Source organism: Chryseobacterium sp. (assembly GCF_029240215.1).
In the GTDB taxonomy this organism is placed as follows: domain Bacteria; phylum Bacteroidota; class Bacteroidia; order Flavobacteriales; family Weeksellaceae; genus Chryseobacterium.
Map to the genome: position 1 here is coordinate 135,241 of NZ_JARBTK010000007.1, position 22,377 is coordinate 157,617.

At 33.8% G+C, this 22,377-nt stretch carries 23 protein-coding genes; 17 read left to right on the forward strand and 6 right to left on the reverse strand.

Annotation, left to right across the window (positions count from 1 at the left end; translation table 11 throughout):
- The first annotated feature begins 49 nt into the window (after positions 1-49).
- From K0R77_RS14085 to K0R77_RS14100, 4 genes are all read left to right on the forward strand, one after another.
- Positions 50-1,000, forward strand: coding sequence for a GSCFA domain-containing protein (locus K0R77_RS14085; RefSeq protein WP_300353615.1), 951 nt, complete (start codon positions 50-52; stop codon positions 998-1,000).
- Positions 1,001-1,092: 92 nt separating this feature from the next.
- On the forward strand, positions 1,093-1,476 hold the full coding sequence (locus tag K0R77_RS14090) for a DUF4269 domain-containing protein (RefSeq protein ID WP_300353908.1): 384 nt from the start codon (positions 1,093-1,095) through the stop codon (positions 1,474-1,476).
- A complete protein-coding gene (locus K0R77_RS14095) occupies positions 1,476-2,240 on the forward strand; it encodes a TatD family hydrolase (protein ID WP_300353618.1) in 765 nt (254 codons plus the stop codon). The genes K0R77_RS14090 and K0R77_RS14095 overlap by 1 nt, the downstream gene beginning before the upstream one ends.
- Before the next feature lie 276 nt (positions 2,241-2,516).
- On the forward strand, positions 2,517-3,395 hold the full coding sequence (locus K0R77_RS14100) for a hypothetical protein (RefSeq protein ID WP_300353621.1): 879 nt from the start codon (positions 2,517-2,519) through the stop codon (positions 3,393-3,395).
- 35 nt (positions 3,396-3,430) lie between these two features.
- Here K0R77_RS14100 and K0R77_RS14105 read toward each other — a convergent pair whose 3' ends face one another.
- The 6 genes from K0R77_RS14105 to K0R77_RS14130 all read right to left on the reverse strand — a co-directional run bounded on the left by K0R77_RS14105 (position 3,431) and on the right by K0R77_RS14130 (position 9,118).
- Positions 3,431-4,690, reverse strand: coding sequence for a DEAD/DEAH box helicase (locus tag K0R77_RS14105; protein ID WP_300353624.1), 1,260 nt, complete (start codon positions 4,688-4,690; stop codon positions 3,431-3,433).
- 162 nt (positions 4,691-4,852) lie between these two features.
- Positions 4,853-5,341, reverse strand: a complete 489-nt coding sequence (locus K0R77_RS14110; RefSeq protein WP_300353626.1) for a DUF6438 domain-containing protein — start codon at positions 5,339-5,341, stop codon at positions 4,853-4,855.
- A 112-nt stretch (positions 5,342-5,453) separates the two neighbouring features.
- A complete protein-coding gene (gene obgE, locus K0R77_RS14115) occupies positions 5,454-6,437 on the reverse strand; it encodes a GTPase ObgE (protein ID WP_300353628.1) in 984 nt (327 codons plus the stop codon).
- A gap of 80 nt (positions 6,438-6,517) precedes the next feature.
- Positions 6,518-7,096, reverse strand: coding sequence for an adenylate kinase (locus tag K0R77_RS14120; protein WP_300353630.1), 579 nt, complete (start codon positions 7,094-7,096; stop codon positions 6,518-6,520).
- A 151-nt stretch (positions 7,097-7,247) separates the two neighbouring features.
- Positions 7,248-7,802: a hypoxanthine phosphoribosyltransferase gene (hpt, locus tag K0R77_RS14125; RefSeq protein WP_300353632.1), complete on the reverse strand. Its 555-nt coding sequence runs from the start codon at positions 7,800-7,802 to the stop codon at positions 7,248-7,250.
- 431 nt (positions 7,803-8,233) lie between these two features.
- Positions 8,234-9,118 (reverse strand): DUF2971 domain-containing protein, encoded by an 885-nt coding sequence (locus K0R77_RS14130; protein ID WP_300353634.1) that lies wholly within the window; start codon positions 9,116-9,118, stop codon positions 8,234-8,236.
- 373 nt (positions 9,119-9,491) lie between these two features.
- On the opposite strand from K0R77_RS14130, the gene K0R77_RS14135 reads away from it, so the two are divergent.
- The 13 genes from K0R77_RS14135 to K0R77_RS14195 all read left to right on the forward strand — a co-directional run bounded on the left by K0R77_RS14135 (position 9,492) and on the right by K0R77_RS14195 (position 22,335).
- Positions 9,492-10,778 (forward strand): adenylosuccinate synthase, encoded by a 1,287-nt coding sequence (locus K0R77_RS14135; protein WP_300353636.1) that lies wholly within the window; start codon positions 9,492-9,494, stop codon positions 10,776-10,778.
- A 256-nt stretch (positions 10,779-11,034) separates the two neighbouring features.
- Complete coding sequence (locus K0R77_RS14140) at positions 11,035-11,880, forward strand: energy transducer TonB (RefSeq protein WP_300353638.1); 846 nt, start codon at positions 11,035-11,037, stop codon at positions 11,878-11,880.
- Positions 11,881-12,047: 167 nt separating this feature from the next.
- Entirely contained in the window at positions 12,048-12,821 is a 774-nt protein-coding gene (locus tag K0R77_RS14145) for a ParA family protein (protein ID WP_300353640.1), read from the forward strand.
- Positions 12,822-12,882: 61 nt separating this feature from the next.
- Positions 12,883-13,773 carry a ParB/RepB/Spo0J family partition protein gene (locus K0R77_RS14150; protein WP_300353642.1) on the forward strand — a complete coding sequence of 297 codons (891 nt, stop codon included), beginning with the start codon at positions 12,883-12,885 and terminating at the stop codon, positions 13,771-13,773.
- Positions 13,774-14,421, forward strand: coding sequence for a DUF5683 domain-containing protein (locus K0R77_RS14155; protein WP_300353644.1), 648 nt, complete (start codon positions 13,774-13,776; stop codon positions 14,419-14,421). It begins immediately after the preceding gene.
- A 30-nt stretch (positions 14,422-14,451) separates the two neighbouring features.
- Complete coding sequence (dapB, locus tag K0R77_RS14160) at positions 14,452-15,153, forward strand: 4-hydroxy-tetrahydrodipicolinate reductase (RefSeq protein ID WP_300353646.1); 702 nt, start codon at positions 14,452-14,454, stop codon at positions 15,151-15,153.
- A 110-nt stretch (positions 15,154-15,263) separates the two neighbouring features.
- Positions 15,264-16,946: a signal peptidase I gene (lepB, locus tag K0R77_RS14165; RefSeq protein WP_300353648.1), complete on the forward strand. Its 1,683-nt coding sequence runs from the start codon at positions 15,264-15,266 to the stop codon at positions 16,944-16,946.
- On the forward strand, positions 16,946-17,623 hold the full coding sequence (gene lepB / locus K0R77_RS14170) for a signal peptidase I (RefSeq protein ID WP_300353650.1): 678 nt from the start codon (positions 16,946-16,948) through the stop codon (positions 17,621-17,623). The genes lepB (K0R77_RS14165) and lepB (K0R77_RS14170) overlap by 1 nt, the downstream gene beginning before the upstream one ends.
- Before the next feature lie 6 nt (positions 17,624-17,629).
- Entirely contained in the window at positions 17,630-18,238 is a 609-nt protein-coding gene (locus K0R77_RS14175) for a WbqC family protein (RefSeq protein WP_300353652.1), read from the forward strand.
- A gap of 10 nt (positions 18,239-18,248) precedes the next feature.
- Positions 18,249-19,928 carry a S8 family serine peptidase gene (locus K0R77_RS14180; RefSeq protein WP_300353654.1) on the forward strand — a complete coding sequence of 560 codons (1,680 nt, stop codon included), beginning with the start codon at positions 18,249-18,251 and terminating at the stop codon, positions 19,926-19,928.
- 201 nt (positions 19,929-20,129) lie between these two features.
- A complete protein-coding gene (locus K0R77_RS14185) occupies positions 20,130-20,621 on the forward strand; it encodes a lipocalin family protein (RefSeq protein WP_300353656.1) in 492 nt (163 codons plus the stop codon).
- A gap of 23 nt (positions 20,622-20,644) precedes the next feature.
- Entirely contained in the window at positions 20,645-21,334 is a 690-nt protein-coding gene (locus tag K0R77_RS14190; RefSeq protein ID WP_300353658.1) for an OmpA family protein, read from the forward strand.
- A gap of 113 nt (positions 21,335-21,447) precedes the next feature.
- Entirely contained in the window at positions 21,448-22,335 is an 888-nt protein-coding gene (locus K0R77_RS14195) for a decaprenyl-phosphate phosphoribosyltransferase (protein ID WP_300353660.1), read from the forward strand.
- Positions 22,336-22,377: the final 42 nt, after the last annotated feature.

Below are 22,377 nucleotides of genomic sequence, written 5' to 3' on the forward strand. Positions count from 1 at the left end.
GATAGAAAGTTTATCTGCAACCTAATGTCTTCAATCTCTTAGCTATACAATGAAATTCCGGACTGAAGTAAACATTACAGAATCTGATAAGAAGATAGAAATTGAGGATAAAATATTTTCAATAGGATCGTGCTTCGCTTCTGAAATGTCCGAATTATTTCAACAAGGGCAATTACAGACGGTGAATAATCCATTTGGGACTTTATTTAATCCGTTTTCGATTAATAATTCCATAAAAAGACTTCATGATTCTGAATTTTATCACGAAGAAGAGTTGATTACTTTTAATGATGAATTTATCTCATTAGATCACCATTCAAGCTTTGATACAAGGTTTATTCATCAGACTTTAGAAAAAATCAACAAGAAAATTGTTGAAGGAAATCAGTTACTCCAGGATTCAAATTGGGTAATCATTACTTACGGCACATCTTTCGTCTATGAGTTTGAACCTAAGAAAAAACTGGTTGCCAACTGTCATAAAATTCCACAGAAGTTTTTTGAAAAAAGATTGTTGACACATCAAGAACTGACAGATTCTGTTTACGATACGATTTTAAATTTAAAAGATATTTGTAAAGACGATCTTCATATTTTGTTCACTGTTTCGCCCGTCCGTCATACAAAAGACGGAATGATTGAAAATCAATTGAGCAAATCAAAACTGATCACAGCAATTCATGAAGTGATTTCAGAAATTGAAAACTGTCATTATCTTCCGGTTTATGAAATTTTGATGGATGATCTTCGCGATTACCGTTTCTACAAAGAAGATATGATTCACCCGAATTCTCAGGCTGTCAATTACATTTTTGAGAAATTTGGAAATGCATATTTTTCGGATGAAACCAAAGATTTTATTAAAGAAAATTTTAAAATTAATAAAGCCTTGGAACATCGTTCTGATGATGAAAAAGATCCTAAATATTTAGATTTTCGTGAAAAACTGAATCAGAGAATTGAAATTCAGCAGAAAAAAGCCAAGCACAAAATATTCTGATTTCAAATGATTGACTTTACCAAAATTGATTATCTGAAAGGCTTTCCAATTTTTCTCCGGTTTTAGCAGGTACGATTCCGATAGGAATTGATATTGACGGAAGCGATTTAGATATTATTTGTGAAGTTGATCTCAGATTTGAAGAAGATTTTTTAGACGAAATAATGTTCAGCAAATTAATTCCTTATAAGAATAAGGCAACTGTTGAAAATATTATTTTAAATAACGAAAAATGTATAGTCATCAATTTTATGTTGGAAGAGTTTTTAATTGAAATTTTCGGACAAGCCAAACCAACAACTCAGCAAAATGCATATCTGCATATGATTGCAGAATACAAAATATTACTGGAAAAAGGAGAAGATTTTAAACAAAAAATAATAGAATTAAAGAAAAAAGGGATTAAAACCGAACTTGCATTCGGAATGCTATTGAATTTGGAAAATCCTTACGAAGATCTGTTAAACCTTAAATAATGATTGATACACATACCCATTTATACTCGGAAGAGTTTGACGAAGACAGAAAAGAAGCGATTCAGAGAGCTTTATATAAAGGAATTACAGAGTTTTATCTCCCTGCGATCGACTCAGGTTCTCACGAGAAAATGCTTCAGATTGAAAGTGATTACCCGGGTCAGATCTTTTCAATGATGGGGCTTCATCCGTGCTATGTAAAGCCGGAATCCTGGGAGAATGAGCTGGAAATTGTAAAGAAATACCTTGATGAACGAAACTTTCCGGCAATCGGAGAAATAGGAATCGATTTGTATTGGGATAAATCAACTTTAGATATTCAGGTGAAAGCTTTTGAACAGCAAATCGACTGGGCAATTGAAAAAGATCTGCCGATTGTCATTCACACCAGAGAAAGTTTTGACGAAACTTTCGAAGTTTTAGAAAGAAAAAAACATCCTAAATTAAGAGGAATTTTTCATTGTTTTTCAGGAAATCTCGAACAGGCAAATCACGCCATAGATTTAAATTTTATTTTAGGAATAGGTGGAGTAGTGACCTTCAAAAATGGTAAAATCGATCAGTTTTTAAACGAAATTCCTTTAAATAAAATCGTTTTGGAAACCGATTCGCCGTATCTCGCACCAGTTCCATTCAGAGGAAAAAGAAATGAAAGTTCTTACCTTGATCTGGTCGCTGGGAAACTGGTGAATATTTACAATAAAGATTTTTCTGAAATCGACAGAATAACGACTGAGAATGCCAGGAAATTATTTAATAGATAAATGATAAACAAAATTTTTGCTTTTTTTGAAAACACGCAGATAATGAAGTATATAATGTTCTTTATTTATATTATTATCAATTTGTTATTTATTGTTAAATACGGAATAAGACAGGATATAATACCAATTTATCTACTGATTATTTTATTTTGTGTATCTCAGATTTTGTTATTTAAAAGTTATGATTTTCTTTTCAAAAAGATAAAAATAACAAAGTATTTTGTCTGCATACTGACTTTTTTATGTGTCTGTTTTTATGTTTTTCTCAGTCATATTATGAAAGATCCTTATCAGTTAAAAATCGACAGATGGCAGACGATAGAATATTCTTTAGACTATTGGATTCACGGGAAATATATTTATGACACGCGGAACTTCATGGGGAATGTTCCTTCTTATTTGCCGGGACAGCTCGTTTTTTTAGTGGGATTTTATCTTTTGGGTAATGTGGGATACATTCAGGTTGCAAGCTTGCTTTTGTTTTCCTGTACGGTTATATGGGCTTTTAAAAACAATCATATTAAATTTTATGGGATTTTTCTTTTAGCGATCTCACTTTCATTTTTGTATGAAGCGGTTTGTAAGAGTGATTTTATCTCGTCATTTATCGTAGCTTCTGTTTTCATGCTTTTTTGGCATAAAAAATTTGAGCGAAACTATTTCGAAAAGTCTATATTATTAGGTTTTATTTTAGGTATAATTTGCCTTACACGCAGCGTTGTTGTTATTCCTTTGATTTTATTTTTACTGAAACCTTTTTGGGAAACCGACCGGAAACAAAAAATAAAATTCATCACTGCTTTTTCTTTAACGGTAGGTAATTTATTGGCTTCGGTGTTGTTGCCTGCTGAAAATTTTGATTATATTCTGAAGCATAATCCTTTAAAAATGCAGGGTCAGTCAAATATGTTTGTGGTTTTGTTCTTTCTGGTGGTGTCGGTCTGTTTTTCTTTCTATGTAAAAAATATTAAGCAAGTATTTTATTTGTCAACGATTATTGTTTTTTGTCTGATGTGTGATCATATTATCGAACAGGTCATCAAAGGATATGATTCTAACTTTTTGAATATCACATATGTTGCTGCTGCACTTCCTTTTTCCATCATCAGTTATTGTTTTTTATTAAATGATAATGCATATGACAGCAATGATTAAAAAAAGTCCTTCTCAGATGGAGAAGGACTTTTAATTTATTTTTTTCTTAAAAAATTACTTTTATTTTTTGGCTTTTTGCTGTGATCAGATTTTTGCTGACCTGCAGGCTTCGGTCTCGGAATAAAAGGTTTGTTGTTTGAATCTCTTTTTTCCACCACCAGATTGTCTGTATGGAAAGGATGATTTTTCTCAACAGGAATTTTCATTCCGATTAATTTTTCAGTGTCTTTCAGGTTCAGTAAATCCAATCCGTCAACAAATGAGATTGAAGAGCCTTCTGCACCGGCACGTCCCGTTCTTCCGATTCTGTGAACATACGTTTCTGCTACATCCGAAAGTTCAAAATTAACAACATATTTCAGTTCGTCAATATCAATTCCTCTCGCTGCGATGTCTGTCGCTACCAAAATACGTGTTCTTCCTGATTTAAAATTATTTAAAGCATTCTGTCTTGCATTTTGAGACTTATTCCCGTGAATCGCTTCTGCTGAGATATTATTGGCTTGTAATTTTCTTGCAATTTTATCTGCTCCGTGTTTCGTTCTTGAGAATACCAAAACCGAATCTGATATATTATTTTGAAGAATGTGGGTAAGAAGCTCAAGCTTATTTTCTTTATCAACAAAATAAACAGCCTGCTTTATGGTTTCTGCGGTTGAAGAAATCGGAGTTACAGAAACTTTGATCGGCGTATTCAAAATTGAATCTGCCAGTTTCTGAATTTCTGTAGGCATCGTTGCAGAGAAGAACAGCGTTTGTCTTTTTTGTGGTAAAAGCTTGATGATTCTCTTTACGTCATGTACAAAACCCATGTCCAACATTCTGTCGGCTTCGTCTAATACAAAAATTTCAAGATTTTTTAAACTGATAATTCCCTGAGCAATAAAATCCAATAATCTTCCGGGAGTCGCTACTAAAATATCAACACCTCTTCTCAAGGCTGTTTCCTGGCTTCCTTGTTTTACTCCGCCGAAAATTACCAATTTTCTTAAAGGTAAATTTTTACCGTATGAGTTGAAACTTTCTTCGATCTGTATTGCCAATTCTCTTGTCGGAGTAAGGATAAGAGCTTTTATATGATTGTTTTTCGGACCTTTTCTTTCTGTAAGATTCTGCAGGATAGGAATCGCAAAAGCTGCTGTTTTTCCTGTTCCTGTCTGAGCTGTACCCAATAGGTCTCTGTGTTCTAAAATAGAAGGAATCGATTGTTCCTGAATAGGAGTTGGTTTTTCATAACCTTCCTTTTGAAGCGCATCTAAAATGGGCTTGATAATGTTTAAGTCTGTAAATAACAAAATGGTATTGTGTATTAAAATAGTGCGGTTGAAGCAGTATACTTCATCATTTTTAGCAAATCTGCTAAAAACTTTTAACAGAATTTTAAGTAAAAAATTACTTTACTGGCTGAGAATGCCGCGAAATATACTGCAAAGATAGTCTAAATTAATTGAAATTGATTATTTCACTTTTGTCCACTGCTGATTTTGCTTTAAATCTTCAAAAAACTGATATACTTTCATTAATTTTTCAGATCCTCTTTTACCGTAATCTTCTGTGTTTTTTGAGGTTCCGTCTGCGAATTTTATTCTTAAATAAGAAGTCGGAAGATCACTTATATTTCTGCTTCCGTATTTATCCTGAAGATTTTTTACATCTAAACCGTCCAACAAAGCAACAAGTTTATTGTAATCTGCTTCTTTGATGGTTGTTGTGAAAGTACCTTCTCTCGGCTTAGAAAATTCGTCCTTTGAAGTTCCTTTTGAAAAATTAAAATGTTCAGCTTCCAAAACAGCAGTTCTGTCAGCCTGAATGGTCATTTTGTAAATCGGACAAAACCCAAAACAGGCTCCGGCTTCATATTCTATTGTTGAATATTTTGACTGACTTTTCTGGGTGCTGCATGAGAATAAAAGTACTGCTGCAAATAGACCTAATAAATATTTCATTGTTTTTAAATTTGATTGGAGTCTCTCAATAAGTGTTCCAAATCTTCTTTTTCATTTAAATAAAAAGGATAAACAACAATGCTTATCCTTAGATTTTTTTATGTGATATTTTCTATCCGTGAAGTCTCTTCCAGATTGCATCTTTCAGCTCCATCAATCCTTCGCTGGTAATTCCGGAGAAAAATAGTGGTTTTCTGTTTTCAGGGAATTCTGCTGCGATTTCTTTTTTCAGTTCATCATCCAATAAATCGGCTTTTGAAACAGAAATAATGAAGTCTTTATCCAACAACTCCGGATTGTATTCTTTCAGTTCGTTCTCCAAAATTTTAAACTCCTGATAATGATTTTCAGAATCTGCAGGAATTAAAAACAATAAGATTGAATTTCTTTCAATATGTCTTAAAAACCGATGTCCAAGACCTTTTCCTTCAGCCGCTCCTTCAATAATTCCCGGAATATCTGCCATTACAAAAGATTTGTAATTTCTGTAATCTACGATTCCGAGGTTTGGAGTTAAAGTAGTAAATGCATAATCAGCAATTTTGGGTCTGGCTGCAGAAACTGAAGATAATAAGGTTGATTTTCCGGCATTTGGGAAACCTACTAAACCTACATCGGCTAAGATTTTAAGTTCAAAAACGATAAAACCTTCCTGTCCGTCCATTCCCGGCTGTGCATAACGAGGAGTCTGGTTGGTAGAAGATTTGAAGTGCTCATTTCCTTTTCCGCCTTTTCCACCTTCCATCAGGATAATTTCCTGACCGTCTTCCAATATTTCACCTACAATTTCGCCTTCTTCATTTTTAGCAATCGTCCCGATAGGAACTTCGATATAAACATCTTCTCCGTATGCACCTGTTAACTGATTTTTTGCTCCGTTCTGACCACGTTCAGCTTTTACGTGACGTGTGTAACGAAGCGGAAGTAAAGTCCATTCCTGAGAATTTCCCTTCATGATAACGTGACCGCCACGACCACCGTCTCCACCATCAGGACCGCCTTTTGGAATATATTTTTCACGTCGAAGATGGGCAGAACCTGCGCCACCGTGACCGCTTTTACAATGAATCTTTACGTAATCTACAAAATTTGACATTTCTTATAATTATGAGTTATGAGTTATGAATTATGAGAATGAATTGTATTAATTTATAACTCATCACTCACAACTTTAAACTATTTTATTTTTTCTACTTCAGCGAAAAGTTTTTCAGAAATCTCGTTGATTTCTCCAACACCGTTGATCTCTACATATTTACCTTGTTGTTTGTAAAGTTCGGCAACTTCTGCTGTTTTTGCGTAGTATTCTTTTATTCTGTTTTCAATAATTTCTACATTGCTGTCGTCGGTTCTTCCACTTGTTTCACCTCTTTTAAGCAATCTTTCTACTAAAATTTTATCTTCAACGATCAATGAAAGACAAACATCAATTTCGTCATTCAACTCATCTTTTACGATTTTTTCCAAAGCTTCTGTCTGAACTGCGGTTCTTGGATATCCGTCGAAAATAAATCCTGCAGCATCAGTCGGCTTTCTCAATTCATCAATCAGCATATCAATCGTTACCTGATCCGGAACCAATTCTCCTTTATCGATGTATGATTTTGCCAGTTTTCCAAGTTCGGTGTCATTTTTCATGTTGAATCTGAAAAGGTCACCTGTTGAGATCTGTTTTAAATTAAATTTCTCGATCAGATTCTGAGCTTGAGTTCCTTTTCCACTTCCTGGAGGGCCGAACAGAACAATGTTTATCATAATTTTGATTCGCTTTATGCTTTAGGCAATACGCTTTAAGCCGTTAGCTTTTTTAGTTAATATTTACTTTTTATTTAGATATAATTTTTTAAAGCTAATAACTGTCACACTGAGCGTGTCGAAGTGCAAAAGCTAAAAGCTTATAGCAATTTTAATGGTTGATTTGTCCGTCTGCCAATTGATATAAATTCGGTAAGTTTCTACCCAATTCATCATAATCCAGCCCGTAACCCAAAACAAATTTATTTGGAATTTCTTTTCCGATATAATCTAACTTGAAATCTTTTTTGTAAACTTCAGGTTTCAATAGAAAAGAAGCAATTTTTACAGATTTAGGACGTTGCGTTTCGTTAAAATATTTGAAAAGACTTTCAACTGTATTTCCGGTATCTACGATGTCTTCAACAAGAATGATGTGACGGTCTTTTACATCTTTTGTTAATTCCATTTTCTGGTAAACGATTCCTGTAGATTCTGTTCCTGCGTAAGAACTCATTTGGATAAAAGCAATTTCGCACTCTCCCGGATAATGCTTCAAAAGGTCTGAGAAGAACATGATCACACCATTCAGTACACCAATGAAAACAGGAATTTCATCCTTGTAATCTTCATAAATTTTCAGAGCGGTAGCTTTTACGATCTCCTGAATTTCGGCATCCTTTAAATAAGGAACAAAAGTTTTGTCGTGAACTTGTATACTTTCCATAAAATTTTAGTAGGCGGCAAAGTTACGGAATTTTGACGAAAGTTTTTTGTGAGGTCTGTCAGGTTTGTGAAACTTGTTTCTCAAAAGAAATTGATAAAATATTTACCCATTAAAAATTCCCCCTCCGTTGGAGGGGTGGCGAAAATTTCAAAGAAATTTTTGACGGGGTGGTTTTAAAGAATGAATTTTTTGAGACTGGTTGTAAGCTTCTATTAAAGTAAGAAATATACATACTGTTTGTAATTCCGTAGGAATCTAAGCTGTTGAAAGGTTTCTGCGGATGATAACATCTATTTAATTAAATATTTTTCATGAAGATTTTGCGATCGAAATCTTTTACAAAACCTGAATTTTCTCCTTTTTTTAGTAGTAAGGTTATTTTTAAATTTTTCAATTGTTTATCATTTTTCATAATTAATCTATATTCAAAATTATTCTAGTAATCTAATTATATTGTTTGTTCTAGTAAAATGAAAAGTTTCATCATTAATTTTTTTTATCTCTAATTTTTCTTTTGTTCTTATTAGAAATAACTTTTGTTCATCATCTAACTCATATTTGACTCCAGAGTAAAATAATCTATCAGATAAATTATCAGATATATAAGTTAATAACTTGATATAGTTTTCGTAATTATATTTTCCTTTTAAAGGTTGTGCTTCAAATTCCAAATCATTAATTCTTTTTATATTAAAATCTCGAGCAACTATAAAATTAAAACCTAAACATATCTCTTCAACAATTTCTTTACTATAAGAAATTTTGCGGTTTTCTTTATTACCAATATGATCCGGAATAATGTTTAAACCAGATTTACTATGTGGAACGCCCATATCATTTTTACTAACAAGAATTCTCCATTCATCTTCATACTCCCACATGTTTGACTTAACGTTTGTAGCATATGATATTGGCAAAAAAAACGTTTTATAAGGATGAACATCAATAGGGTTTAATTTTTGACAGTAATTTATGGGATTTAAACCCAGAAATTCTCCTTTTTCATTCTCAATATTTTCAGTAATAGAGTTTATGAGATTGGATGTCCTTAGTTTTAATTGAATTCCTTTTTCTTGCGCATAATGAGGCCACATTAGTAAATTATTTTCTTTTGCCGTTAGCGAAATCACTCCTATTAAATTAAATGCAACGCTATACATTTGAGTTAAATAATCTCTGCATTTATTCTCTTTATTAGAATCATTTTCCCAAATTTTAATAATTTCTTCTTTAGATCTAAAATGAGAAAAGAATTTTTCATAAACATCAAGACTCAAAGGTTTCGAAGTATATAATAAAAATGGACTACTATCCATAATGTCATTTAGCTCGAAAGGGTGAGAAGCATATATATATAAGATTTGATTAAAGCATCAATACTGAATTCATTGATTGAATAGAACTTAAAAAGATATTCTGGTATTTGTTTATTGTGTAAAATTTTCACATTGCTTTTTGGTGAGGAATAGTCCATTAAATATTTGAACCCATTACATTCATATTCTTCATTCATTTTTTAATGATTTTTTTGGTGTTACTCAAAAATACATAATTCTTTTACAGAATTATATTTAAATTTTGCCTTTCTCAACCACATGATTTCCACCCACCCAAAATAAAATTCCCCTCAAATTTGCCCACCCAATTTTTTAAAAGTAATTTTGTACGAATCTAAAATAAAAGTAAAATATGTCAACTTACGTAGTTGTAGGTCTTCAGTATGGAGATGAAGGTAAAGGAAAAATCACTGATGTTTTATCGGCAAAATCTGATTATGTTGTTCGTTTCCAAGGAGGGGACAACGCTGGTCACACGGTTTATGTGGGTGAAGAGAAATTTGTTTTGCACCTTCTTCCTTCAGGAGTTTTGCAGTGTAAAGGGAAGTGTATCATTGCCAATGGGGTGGTGGTAAATCCTAAATCTTTCATTAAAGAGGTGAATCAGATCGAAAGCAAAGGCTTAAGAACTGACCATATTTTTATCAGCAGAAGAGCGCATGTCATCATGCCTTACCACATTCTTTTGGATACTTACCGTGAAGAAGAACACGGAGGAACTCAGATCGGAACCACCAAAAAAGGAATCGGACCTTGCTATGAAGATAAAATTGCAAGAATCGGTATTAGAATGGTAGACCTTTTGAATCCTGAGATTTTAAGAGATAAAATTGAGAAAAACTTAAAAGTTAAAAACTCACTTTTCGAAAAATATTACGGAAAACCAACATTAGACGTTGAAGAAATTTACAACGAATTTTTAGAGATCGGAAAACAGCTTCAACACAGAATCATTGATACAGAAGTTGAATTGAATGAAGCGATCAGAGACGGTAAAAACGTATTGTTTGAAGGAGCTCAGGCGTTGATGCTTGATATCGACTTCGGAACGTATCCTTACGTTACTTCATCTTCTCCCTCAACTGGAGGAGTTTGTACAGGAGCGGGTGTTCCGCCAACTTCGCTTAAAAATTTAATTGGCGTTGCAAAAGCATATTGTACAAGAGTAGGAAACGGACCTTTCCCTTCTGAACTGGATAATGAGTTAGGAGAAAGCATCAGACAGATTGGTGGTGAATTCGGAGCTACAACAGGAAGACCAAGAAGAACAGGTTGGTTAGACTTAGTTTCTTTGAAACATGCTTGTATGATCAACGGAATCAATAATTTGGTAATCACTAAATTAGACGTTCTTACAGGAATTGAAAACTTGAAAATCGTTACCCATTACAAAACTGAAGACGGAAAAATCATCGATTATTTCACTTCTTCAACAGAAAAATTATACAACTACGAGCCGATCTACCAAGATCTACCGGGTTGGAAAGAAGATCTTACCAAAGTAAGAAGCTACGACGAACTTCCTGATACTGCTCAAAAATACATTGAGTTTATCGAAAAGTACTTAGGAATCAATGTTTACTTGGTTTCTGTAGGTCCTGAAAGAAGTCAGAACATTATCAGAAAAGAATTATTCTAATAAGAATTTCACGATATACTTTATAAATCCTGCTTTTGAGCGGGATTTTTTTGTTTTTGTAATGAAGGATATTTTTGACTATCTGTATTGATGTTATTTCTAACATAGTTAAATTTGTATTTTAACATCATTATTTCTTAAATGATTATGTTTTGATAATTTTTTGGCAAATATTTTGATATTGTTTCAATGATTAGTTCAAACCATATAGAAAACTAATAATTACAATATATTAACAATTTTAATTTTTATCGTGATGAAACACCTACAAACCAATCAGGATTTCCGTTTTAATGAAGTCCTCTTCGAAGGCCGTAACAAACAGTACGGTGCTTATGTTTTAAGAAATGAATCAGACAGGATCCTAACCAAAGCACTCTTCGTAGGTGTTAGTTTATTGGCTGCAGTTTCGCTTACACCAATGCTTATTTCAGCATTTAAAACTGTTGAAAAAGTTGTTCCTAATGAACCTATTTACAGACCTGTAGATATTCTGCCGAACGATGATATCGCAAAACCAAAGCCTGTTGAAACTGTAAAACCAGTCCAGCCAGTTGCTCCACCTAATACTAAACAATTTGATAGTACTGTTCCGACACCAACAAAAGAAGCAGTTGAACCAGCTAAAATTGATAAGCCTGATGATGCTGTTGCAGGATTAGTGGATAATGTAAAGGGTATTCCTGCTCCTGTGAATACATATGTTCCTCCAATTCCAACAGTAGGAACAGGGACAACAAAAGTTAAAGATCCTGTTACAATACCTCAAGGTTCTGATAATTCTATTAAAGGTGCGGATGAATTAAGCGTTTCTGCAAACTTCGAAGGTGGAATTGAATCTTTCAGAACTAAAGTAACGAATAAGTTTGATGGATCTGGTTTCGCTTCAGATGATGTGATGAAAACTACTGTTACATTCATTGTAGAAAAAGACGGAACAATTTCAGGAATAAAAGCAGATGGTAAAGATACGGAGTTTAATGCTGAAGCAATGAGAACCATAAAATCAATTAAAGGAAAATGGATTCCTGGGAAAAATAAAAAAGGAGAAGCTGTAAGAAGTTATTTCAAATTTCCGATCTCAATGAAGTTCGACAATTAAATATATTCAAAAACAAGTCTTGACACTTATCCACAAAATACTATTTTTTGTGGATAATTTTTTTAATGTCTAAAATCCTTATTAACAATATTTTAACTCAACTTTCGTTTTATCCACTCCTTAAAAGCAGAGAAAAAAGTGTATTTTTGAAACTTAAAGTTCAAGCAATGGCAAAAATCATAGGTATCGCTAATCAAAAAGGGGGAGTAGGAAAAACTACTACCGCTGTAAACTTAGCCGCAGCATTAGGGGTATTAGAGAAGAAAATATTAATTATTGACGCAGATCCGCAGGCTAATGCAACGTCTGGTCTAGGAGTTGAAGAAGTGCAGTATTCTACATACAATTTATTGGAGCATAGTGTGGAAACAAGAAACTGTATTCAAAAAACGACAACTCCCAATTTAGATATTGTACCTTCTCATATTGATCTGGTTGCTGCAGAAATTGAATTGGTTGACAAAGACAACCGTGAATATATGCTTAAAAAAGCATTGCAAAGTGTAAGAGATGATTACGACTATATCATCATTGACTGTGCACCAAGTTTAGGTTTGATTACGGTCAATGCGCTTACCGCAGCCGATTCTGTCATCATCCCGATTCAATGTGAATATTTTGCTTTGGAAGGATTGGGTAAACTTTTAAATACCATTAAAAACGTTCAAAAAATTCATAATAAAGATCTGGATATTGAAGGTTTGTTGCTGACGATGTACGACAGCAGATTGAGACTGTCCAACCAGGTTGTGGAAGAAGTAAATGCCCATTTCCCGGAAATGGTTTTTGAAACAATCATCAGCAGAAACGTAAGATTGAGTGAAGCACCAAGTTTTGGAGAAAGTATCTTAAATTATGATGCGGAAAGTAAAGGAGCTATTCAATATCTTCAGTTAGCAGAAGAAGTGCTGTTGAAAAACGAAAATTTAGTAAAGAATTAAAAAAAAGCTAAAAGCTGTCACACTGAGCTTGTCGAAGTGCAATAGCAATAGTCAATACAATATGAAAGACAAAAAAAGAGCGATGGGACGTGGTTTGGGTGCAATTCTGAGCGCTGAATCCAAGGCTACTGTAAACTCTGCCACTGATGAAGGCGCAGATAAATTTGTAGGAAATATCGTAGAAGTTTCGATTGAAGATATTTATCCTAATCCCACTCAGCCAAGAACTTATTTTGACGAAAAAGCATTAAACGAACTTGCTCAATCTATCAAAAATCTTGGAGTAATTCAACCGATTACTCTTAGAAAAGACGGCGAAAACTTTGAGATCATTTCTGGAGAAAGACGTTTCAGAGCGAGTAAAATTGCAGGTTTAACTTCTATTCCGGCTTACATTCGTCTGGTTAACGATCAGGAATTGCTGGAGATGGCTCTTGTTGAAAATATTCAGCGTGAGGATCTTGATTCTATTGAGATTGCGTTGACGTATCAGAGACTTTTAGACGAGATCGGAATGACTCAGGAAAATCTAAGCCAGAGAGTCGGGAAAGACAGAAGTACAATTACCAATTCTATCAGATTGTTGAGACTGAGTCCAGATATTCAGAATGCAATCAGAAGTGGTGAGATTTCTGCAGGACACGGAAGAGCAATCATCAGTATGGATAATGATGAGCTTCAGCAGATTTTATTTGATTTAATTATTAAAGATAAATTGAATGTTCGTCAGGCTGAGCAAGCTGCAACAGCTTTGAAAAATCCAAAATCACCTGCTGCAAAATCTGTGAAGGCTGAACTTTCTAATAATTACAAAAGAGCGCAGAAAACGATTTCTGATATCTTAGATGTAAAAGTTGAAATCAAAACTACCGGAAACGGGAAAAAAGGTAAAATTGTACTCGATTTCAAAAATGAAGACGAGTTGGAATATATTTTATCTCATATTAAATAAATGAAAAAAATACTTTTCACATTTTTTCTTTGTATTTCTGCGTTTGTTTTTTCGCAGGTCATTCCTCGTGATACCGTAAATCGTGATACGAAGGTAGAAACCGTTGCTAATGACAGTACTATGATCAATAAAATCCCTGAAACTTCTATTGTTGAGACTATTGAAAAAGCAAATGCACCCGCTAAAGTAATTGTGACAAAACTAAATCCTACAAAAGCAGGTTTGTATTCTGCAGTTTTACCGGGATTGGGGCAGTTTTATAACAAAAAATACTGGAAAATTCCTATTGTTTGGGGTGCGGTAGGAGCAGGAGTAGGAATTGCGATCTGGAATCAGAATCAATATAAAAAATACAGAGAATATTACATTGCAAAACTCAACGGAACTCCGAACGAGTTCATAGATCAAAGACCATATTTAGATAAAATAGCATTGGGAAATGCTCAGGACAGATCAAAAAGACAGAGAGATTATGCCATTGCAATTACCGGACTTATTTATATTTTGAATATTGTAGATGCAGTAGTAGATGCACATTTGTATGAAGGTCGTAAAGATCCGGATCTTACGTTTGCGCCTGCTGTGATTTATGATGATTTCGGAAACAATCCGCCAAAAACAGGATTGAGTTTAAGTTTCAAGTTTTAAAACTTTTTAGATAATAATTAAATAGCTAATATGAAAATAGCATTAGTTGGATATGGGAAAATGGGCAAAATAATCGACGAAATTGCCACAAAAAGAGGTCATGAAGTTGTTGCCCGATTAAAAGAAACTCCAACTGCTGAAAATTTAAATAATCCGGATGTTGTCATCGAATTTTCTCTTCCTGAAGTTGCTTTCGATAATATTAAAGCTTGTCTGGAAAATAAAGTTCCCGTAATCTGCGGAACGACAGGTTGGCTTGAAAGAAAATCTGAAATTGAAAATCTTGCTGTTCAAAACGAAACAGCATTTTTATATGGATCAAACTTTAGTTTAGGTGTAAATTTATTTTTTGCTTTAAACGAAAAATTAGCTGATCTGATGAAAAGTGTAGATGAATATTCTTGCCAATTAGAAGAAATTCATCACATTCACAAGCTTGATGCTCCAAGTGGTACTGCAATTTCTTTGGCAGAAGGAATTTTCAAAAACAATCCGAAATATGATGCATGGAAACTTGAGGAAACTCAGGATAAGCAATTGGGTATTTTTGCCATTCGTGAGGATGAAGTTCCGGGAACTCACAGCGTTTTTTACAGAAGTGAAGTTGACGAAATAGAAATAAAACACACTGCATTCAACAGAAACGGTTTTGCGTTAGGCGCAGTCGTAGCAGCAGAATGGATTAAAGATAAAAAAGGAAATTTCACTATGAAAGACGTTTTGGGACTTTAGTTTTGTAACAAAACACCAACTTTGCAAACTAATAATAGAAATTTGTGTAATCATTAATTACCTTTTACACATTGCTCATTACTTATATTACAGATTAGGCACAAAAATTTATGAATTATTTTTTAACGTATACAGTTTATGTTCTCATTTTATCAGTATTGATGGGGATTTCCACTTGGAAGCTGTTCAAGAAAATGGGGTATAGTCCGTTGTTGGCTTTTGTACCTTTCTACAATTATTTCATTATTTTAAAAGAAACCAAACATCCGAAATGGTGGGCAATTTTATCGTATCTGCCAATCGTAGGTCCGATTATGATGTCGGTTTTTCATTTGTATTTAATGAAAAAATTTGGCAAAACTCTTTTTAAAGATCAATTGCTTACTGTTATTTTGCCTTTCATTTATATGGCAACCGTCAATTATTCTAAAGATGTTGAGTTGGAAGATGAAAATGATTTGTATTTAACAGAAGAAGAAAAAAACTCAAAAAAGAAAGATACTTTTGTAGGTTCTATTACTTTCGCAGTTGTTTTTGCTACGATAATTCACGTTTTTTTCACGCAGCCTTTTGGTATTCCTACAGGATCGATGGAAAGAACGCTTTTAGTAGGAGATTTCCTTTTTGTAAATAAATGGAGCTATGGTTACAGATTACCAATGCGTCCTTTGGCAATTCCTTTTTTACAAGGAACTATTTATGATTTTCAAAAAGATGGCAATCCCAAAAATGATGGAAAATCTTATGTTGAAGCAGTAAAACTTCCATATGAGAGAATTTTTCAATTTAGCAAACCTCAAAAAAACGATATAGTAGTTTTCAATTATCCACGAGATTCTGTACATGTTTCTCTTGACCGTGCAGATCCTTATGTGAAAAGATGCGTTGCTGTTGCAGGTGATACTTTTGAAATGCGTAATGGTAGATTATTTGTCAATGGTAGGGCTGAAACTGTTTTGGGAGATCAGGATGTTCAACATTCATTTTTGATTGAGGCAAGTAGTGAAATAGATGTTCCAGCTCTGTACAAAAGATTAGGATTTATTTCTATCGGACTATTAGATAAAGAGAGATTTTTTTCTAATGAAAATTCTGCGAAATACAAGATGAATCCTGCGAATATCATTTATATGATGCAGCTGACAAATTCGAGACTTAAAGAAATTAAATCTCTTCCACAAGTAGTTTCTTCTCATGAAGAAATTATGAGTAAAGGTGAAGGAGGTATTGCTTACAAAGATCAATTCAGAACAAAAATAGATACTACCAATTCTATTTTTCCGCTCAACAGAGGGTGGAATCAAGATCAATACGGACCACTCAAAATTCCTAAAAAAGGTGATGTTGTAACTATTAATAAAGAAACCCTTCCGGAATATCAGTGGATTATCAAAAACTACGAGCATAACACTTTAGAAAGTAAAAACGGCAAATTTTTCATCAACGGAAAGGAGACCAACAATTATACAATTCAACAGGATTACTATATGATGGTTGGAGACAACAGAGATGCTTCTTTAGATGCAAGATTCTTTGGTTTTGTTCCTGAAGCAAATATCGTTGGAAAACCAATGTTTACTTGGATGAGTATAGAAGGTGCATTTACAGATTCACAATCTTCATATCAAGCTGATGGATGGAGATTCCGTTGGGATAGAATGTTCAAAGCAACAAATACAGGCGATGCAAACAAAACTTCATATTGGTGGATTGCTGCTATGATTCTTATTCTTTTCTTTGGATGGGAGTATTTTGTTAAACTTTTCGGAAAGAAAAAAACTGAAGAAGATTAGTGTTTAAAAGTAAAATATTTAATAAAGTTCTCCTTACCGGAAGCTTTATCGTAACCCTTATAATTATTGCAAAACTCTCAGGGGTTTTGCAATATGCTTTATTACCTACAGCAGGAAGTGAACCTACCCTCAAAAGAGGAGGTTGGTTATTCATGAGTAATATTTTGCCTTATGATAAATATAAAATCTTAGCTTACAATCAGAAGAATCCGGATCATTTTCCGGGTGTTTATGCTCAGCGTCTTATAGGTGTGGAAGGTGATAGAATTCAAATCAAAAATGGAGATTTATATGTAAATGATTCTCTCATCAATGGAAATTTTGAAATCAATCAAGCGTACAAAATCGATAGAGGTTTTACTAATTATTTGATTGGAAAAGGTGCTTTAAATGAGGACTTTTATCCAATCGATGAAAATCATTATATAACCCAACTCAGCAAAAAAGATCTTACCAAAGACTATTTTTTTGAAAGATATACCACTACAGAAACCGATCCCTATATTTTCAAAACATTTGGTAAAAAATGGAACGCAGATAATTTTGGTCCGCTCACTGTACCTCCAGGTAAAGTTTTTTTTCTTGGTGACAATCGTAACGCAAGTTTAGATTCAAGATTCGTTGGTTTCGCTGATCAAGAAGATATTGTGGGAAGAGTTTTTTATCCTAAAAATTAAATAAACATGCAGAATATATTACTACCGGTATTTTATCTACCACCTATTTCATGGTTTTCAGTGTATTTAGATCCTGAAAATGACGTTGTTTTTGAGCAGTATGAAAGTTTCCCTAAGCAGACGTACAGAAACAGAACCAATATTTACGGGGCAAACGGAAAGCTTTCACTCATCATTCCGATCAATCATACAGGAAAAAGAGAAATGAAAGATATTGAAATGTCCTATAGGGAAGATTGGCAGAAACTTCATTGGAAGTCTATAAAAACTGCTTATCAGAGTTCACCGTATTTTGAATATTATGAAGATCAATTTAAAGTTCTTTATGATGTGAAAGAAAAATTTTTGTTAGATTTTAATATTAAAAGTATCGATATTATTAAAAAAATTCTGAAAACAGAAAAGGCACAGTCTTTGAATGAAGAATACATCAAAAATCCTTCGGAAATTAATTTTCGCGAACAGTTTTCTGCGAAAGCTCCGTCTGAATTTGAAATGGAAGAATATTATCAAACTTTCACAGATAAACATGGTTTTTTGAAAGATTTGTCAATAATTGATCTTATCTGTAACAAAGGACCAGAATCTGTGACTTATCTTAAAAATATTAAATAATTCTTATAAAATGAAGAAAATAGTATTGGCTGCTGTCTTTTTAGCAGGTTTCAGTTTTACGTACGCACAAGAATCAAAAGTTGCGGCTGTTGATCCAAAAGAAGATAAAGATTTGATGACCTGGTATCACAAAGATTTTACAACTTCAAAAGTCTATGGTGTAAATACCGCAAATGCTTATAAATATCTTGAATCTAAAGGTCTTAAACCTAAAACTGTCATTGTTGGAGTTTTAGACAGTGGTGTTCAGGTTGATCATCCGGGATTGGTTAAAAATATCTGGTCAAACCCAAATGAAGTTCCTGGAAACGGAAAAGATGACGACGGAAATGGTTACATTGATGACGTTCACGGTTGGAATTTCATTGGTGGAAAAAATGGTGATATTGATGTTGATAACATGGAAGTTACCAGAGTTGTTGCAAAATATAAGTCGATTTTCGAAGGTGATGATTCTACAAAAAACAAAGCAAATCAGGCAAAAATGCCTGAAGAATTTGCAATGTATATGAAATCTAAAGAGCTTTATTCTAAAAAAAGCGTGGAAGCAAAACAGGGATTTCAGACATATACCATGATCAACGAGTTGATTCCGAACATGGTAAAGATGTTAGGTGGGAAATCTGTAACTCCTGAAAATATCGCTGCTATTAAAGCTCCGACCGATCAGAAAGATGCAATGGCATTACAGGTTCTTAAGCAAGTTTCTCAAAGCCCGGAATTTGCCGGGAAATCAGCTGAAGATTTTGAAAAATCAATGAAGGAGCAAATGAAAGAGGCTCTTGATGAGGTAGGTCCGTCTTCAAAGCAATATGATATTGCTTATGATCCGAGAAAAGAAATTGTAGGAGATAATTATGATGATTATTCTGAGAAAAATTACGGAAACAACCATTATGAAGGTCCGGATGCCATGCACGGAACTCACGTAGCCGGAATTATTGCAGGAACTCCTCAAGGAAAAGAAATTCAGTACGGTGTAGCTTCTAAAGTTGCAAAAATTATGTCTGTGAGAACTGTACCTAACGGTGATGAAAGAGATAAAGATGTTGCTAATGCAATAAGATATGCAGTAGATAATGGCGCAAAAGTTTTAAATATGAGTTTTGGAAAGCCTGTTTCTCCGGGTAAAAATGTGGTTTGGGATGCATTCAAATATGCTGAAGATAAAGGTGTTCTTTTAGTAAAAGCTGCAGGAAACGAGAATGAGGATGTTGCAGAACATCTAGCCTATCCTACAAACTTCATGAATGTTTCTGACGAAGCTCCTTTTGTGAATAATGTTCTGGTAGTAGGTGCAAGTACCAACCAAAATAGCGCACTGAGAGCAGGATTCTCAAATTATAATAAGAAAATGGTCAATGTTTTTGCACCTGGTGACCAGATTTATTCAACTGTACCGCACAATGAGTATAGATACCTTCAGGGAACATCAATGGCATCTCCTGTAGTTGCGGGTGCAGCAGCTGTTTTATTGGCTTATATGCCAAACCTGAAGCCAGCACAGATCATTGAGGCATTGGTAAAAACCAGCAACGTAAGCACAGAAAATGAATTTGGCGAAAAATCTCAGTCTGGCGGAGTTATCGATGTGAAGAAAGCTGCAGAATATGCCTTCACAAATTTCTACAACGGAAAAGCTTCTGATGTGAAGAAACCTGCAAAAGCAAAAAAAGCGGTAAGAAAATAATAATCAGCTATTTATTGATCATAAATAATGAAGCCCGATTTTTCGGGCTTTTTTTTATTTACTTGTTTTAGTATTTTGGCACGGTTTTTTGTAGTAACTTTAAGAATAATAAACAACAATATGAAATCGTATGATTTGGATGTTAATAATCAATTCCGATCACTTGGTTTCATATACTTTGAAAAAATAAAATATACAATTATGAAAAAGTTAATACTTGCGGGAATTTTGGGAACATCACTTTTTGCGGTGTCTTGTTCCTCAGTAAAAAAAGCAGGAGATGCACAAAGCAACAGATCAGAATTTCTGAAAATGAAAGGCGACTTTCAGATTGTAAGCATCGAATATGATAAGCAATATAAAATCAAGCCTTTTGATGAAGGTGCAGATGCACAGTGTTTTGTTGGAAGTCACTGGAGATTCATTCCAAATAATTATACAGGAGCTTATACTTTGAACGGTGGCGGAAATTGTCCTGCATTAACACAACCTATTAAATTTGAAGTGAAAGACGGAAATACTTTTATGTTCAAAAAAATTCAGGAAGGAACAAAAGCAAAACAAAATACAGTAGGCTATACGCTTGATGTAATCAATATGACGACAGATCAGTTTTCTTTAGAACAGAATGTTCCGTTTGACGGAAGTACTGTGAGAGTTGTTTACAACTTCGAGAGAACAGGGATGAAGTAATTTAAATATTTAAAATAAACATTATGAAATTTAACAAAACATATATAGGAGCATTTTTATTATCATCAGCATTATTACTTACAAGTTGTGAGGCTGTACAAAACTCCAATCACCAGCAAAGAGGTACAGCAGTAGGTGTAGCTTCAGGAGCAGTAATCGGAGGTATCTTGGGAAATAATGTAGGTAAAGGTAAAAATGCAGCATTAGGTGCGGTTTTAGGAGGTGTGATTGGCGGTGTTGCCGGTAACGTTATTGGTAATAAAATGGATAAGCAGGCTAAGGAGATTAAAGAAACTTTACCTGGGGCTGAGGTGGAAAGAGTAGGTGATGGGATTAAAATTACTTTGAACGAAAGTATCGTTACTTTTGCATTTAATTCATCAGATTTGACATCGGTTGCTAAAGCAAACTTAGATAAACTTAATCAGGTTTTGGTTAATAACCCTGATACAAACATCAATATCTATGGTCATACAGACAGCGTGGGTGCAGATGATTATAACCAAAAGCTTTCTGAAAGAAGAGCAAATTCTGTAAAATCCTATTTGATTTCTAAAGGAATCGCTTCCAGCAGAATGTTTGCTTTGGGTGAAGGTGAGTCAATGCCTGTAGCATCAAATGAGACAGATGCAGGAAGAGCAAAAAACAGAAGAGTAGAGTTTGCTATTACAGCAAACGAAAAAATGATTAACGACGCTCAACAGGGGCAGTAATCATTAATATATAAATATTATCATAGAAGACCGCTTTGGCGGTTTTTTTTGTATTTTTATGCGGCATGTTTTTTTGCTATAAATTCACTATTTTTGCAATCGAAATAACATAAATGAAAAAATATTTAAAATTACTTCGGATAGAACAATGGGTGAAAAATCTTTTTGTTTTTGTACCCCTATTTTTTTCAGGTAACATCAAAAATTTAGATTTACTCAGCAAAAGTGTCTTCGCTTTCATTATATTTTCTTTGGCAGCAAGTATCGTTTATATTCTGAATGATTATAATGATATTGAGGCAGACAGGCAACATCCTGAGAAAAGAAGAAGACCTTTGGCGAGCGGAGCAATTTCAAAATCAAAAGCGTTGTCAATTTTAGGAATTTTGGCTATCGTAGATATTGCTTTAATACTCTTTGCTCAGTTTTATTTTAATGAAATTCTTTGGAAGTTTGCAACCATCATCGGAATTTATTTTGTGATGAATCTTGCCTATACATTCAAATTAAAACACGTTCCGATTATTGATATTTTCATTATCGCAACGGGCTTCGTATTAAGAGTTCAGGCAGGAGGATACATTACCGGAATTTTCATTTCGCAATGGGCAACACTTTTGACCTTCGTTCTTGCATTGGTTTTAGCAATCGGAAAAAGAAGGGGAGAGCTTATCAACGCTCAGGTTTCCGGGAAAACGAGAAAAGCTTTAGATGGTTACAATGTACAGTTTGCAGATATTGCACTTTCCATTTCGGTAACTTTGGCAATTATCTGTTATCTGATGTTTACATTGTCTCCTGAAGTTCAGGCAAGATTTCATTCGAGAGTCTTTTATACGGTTATTTTTGTTGTATTTGCATTTTTGAGATATTTACAGCAGACTTTGGTATATAATAGAACCGAATCTCCTACCAAAATTGTTTACAGAGACCGATATATTCAGATAACTTTGATTTTGTGGGTTGCTGCATTTTTAATTCAAATTTATTTTAAAGAATGAAATCACAAAAACTGAAAATTACAAGCAATAATGAAAATTTTG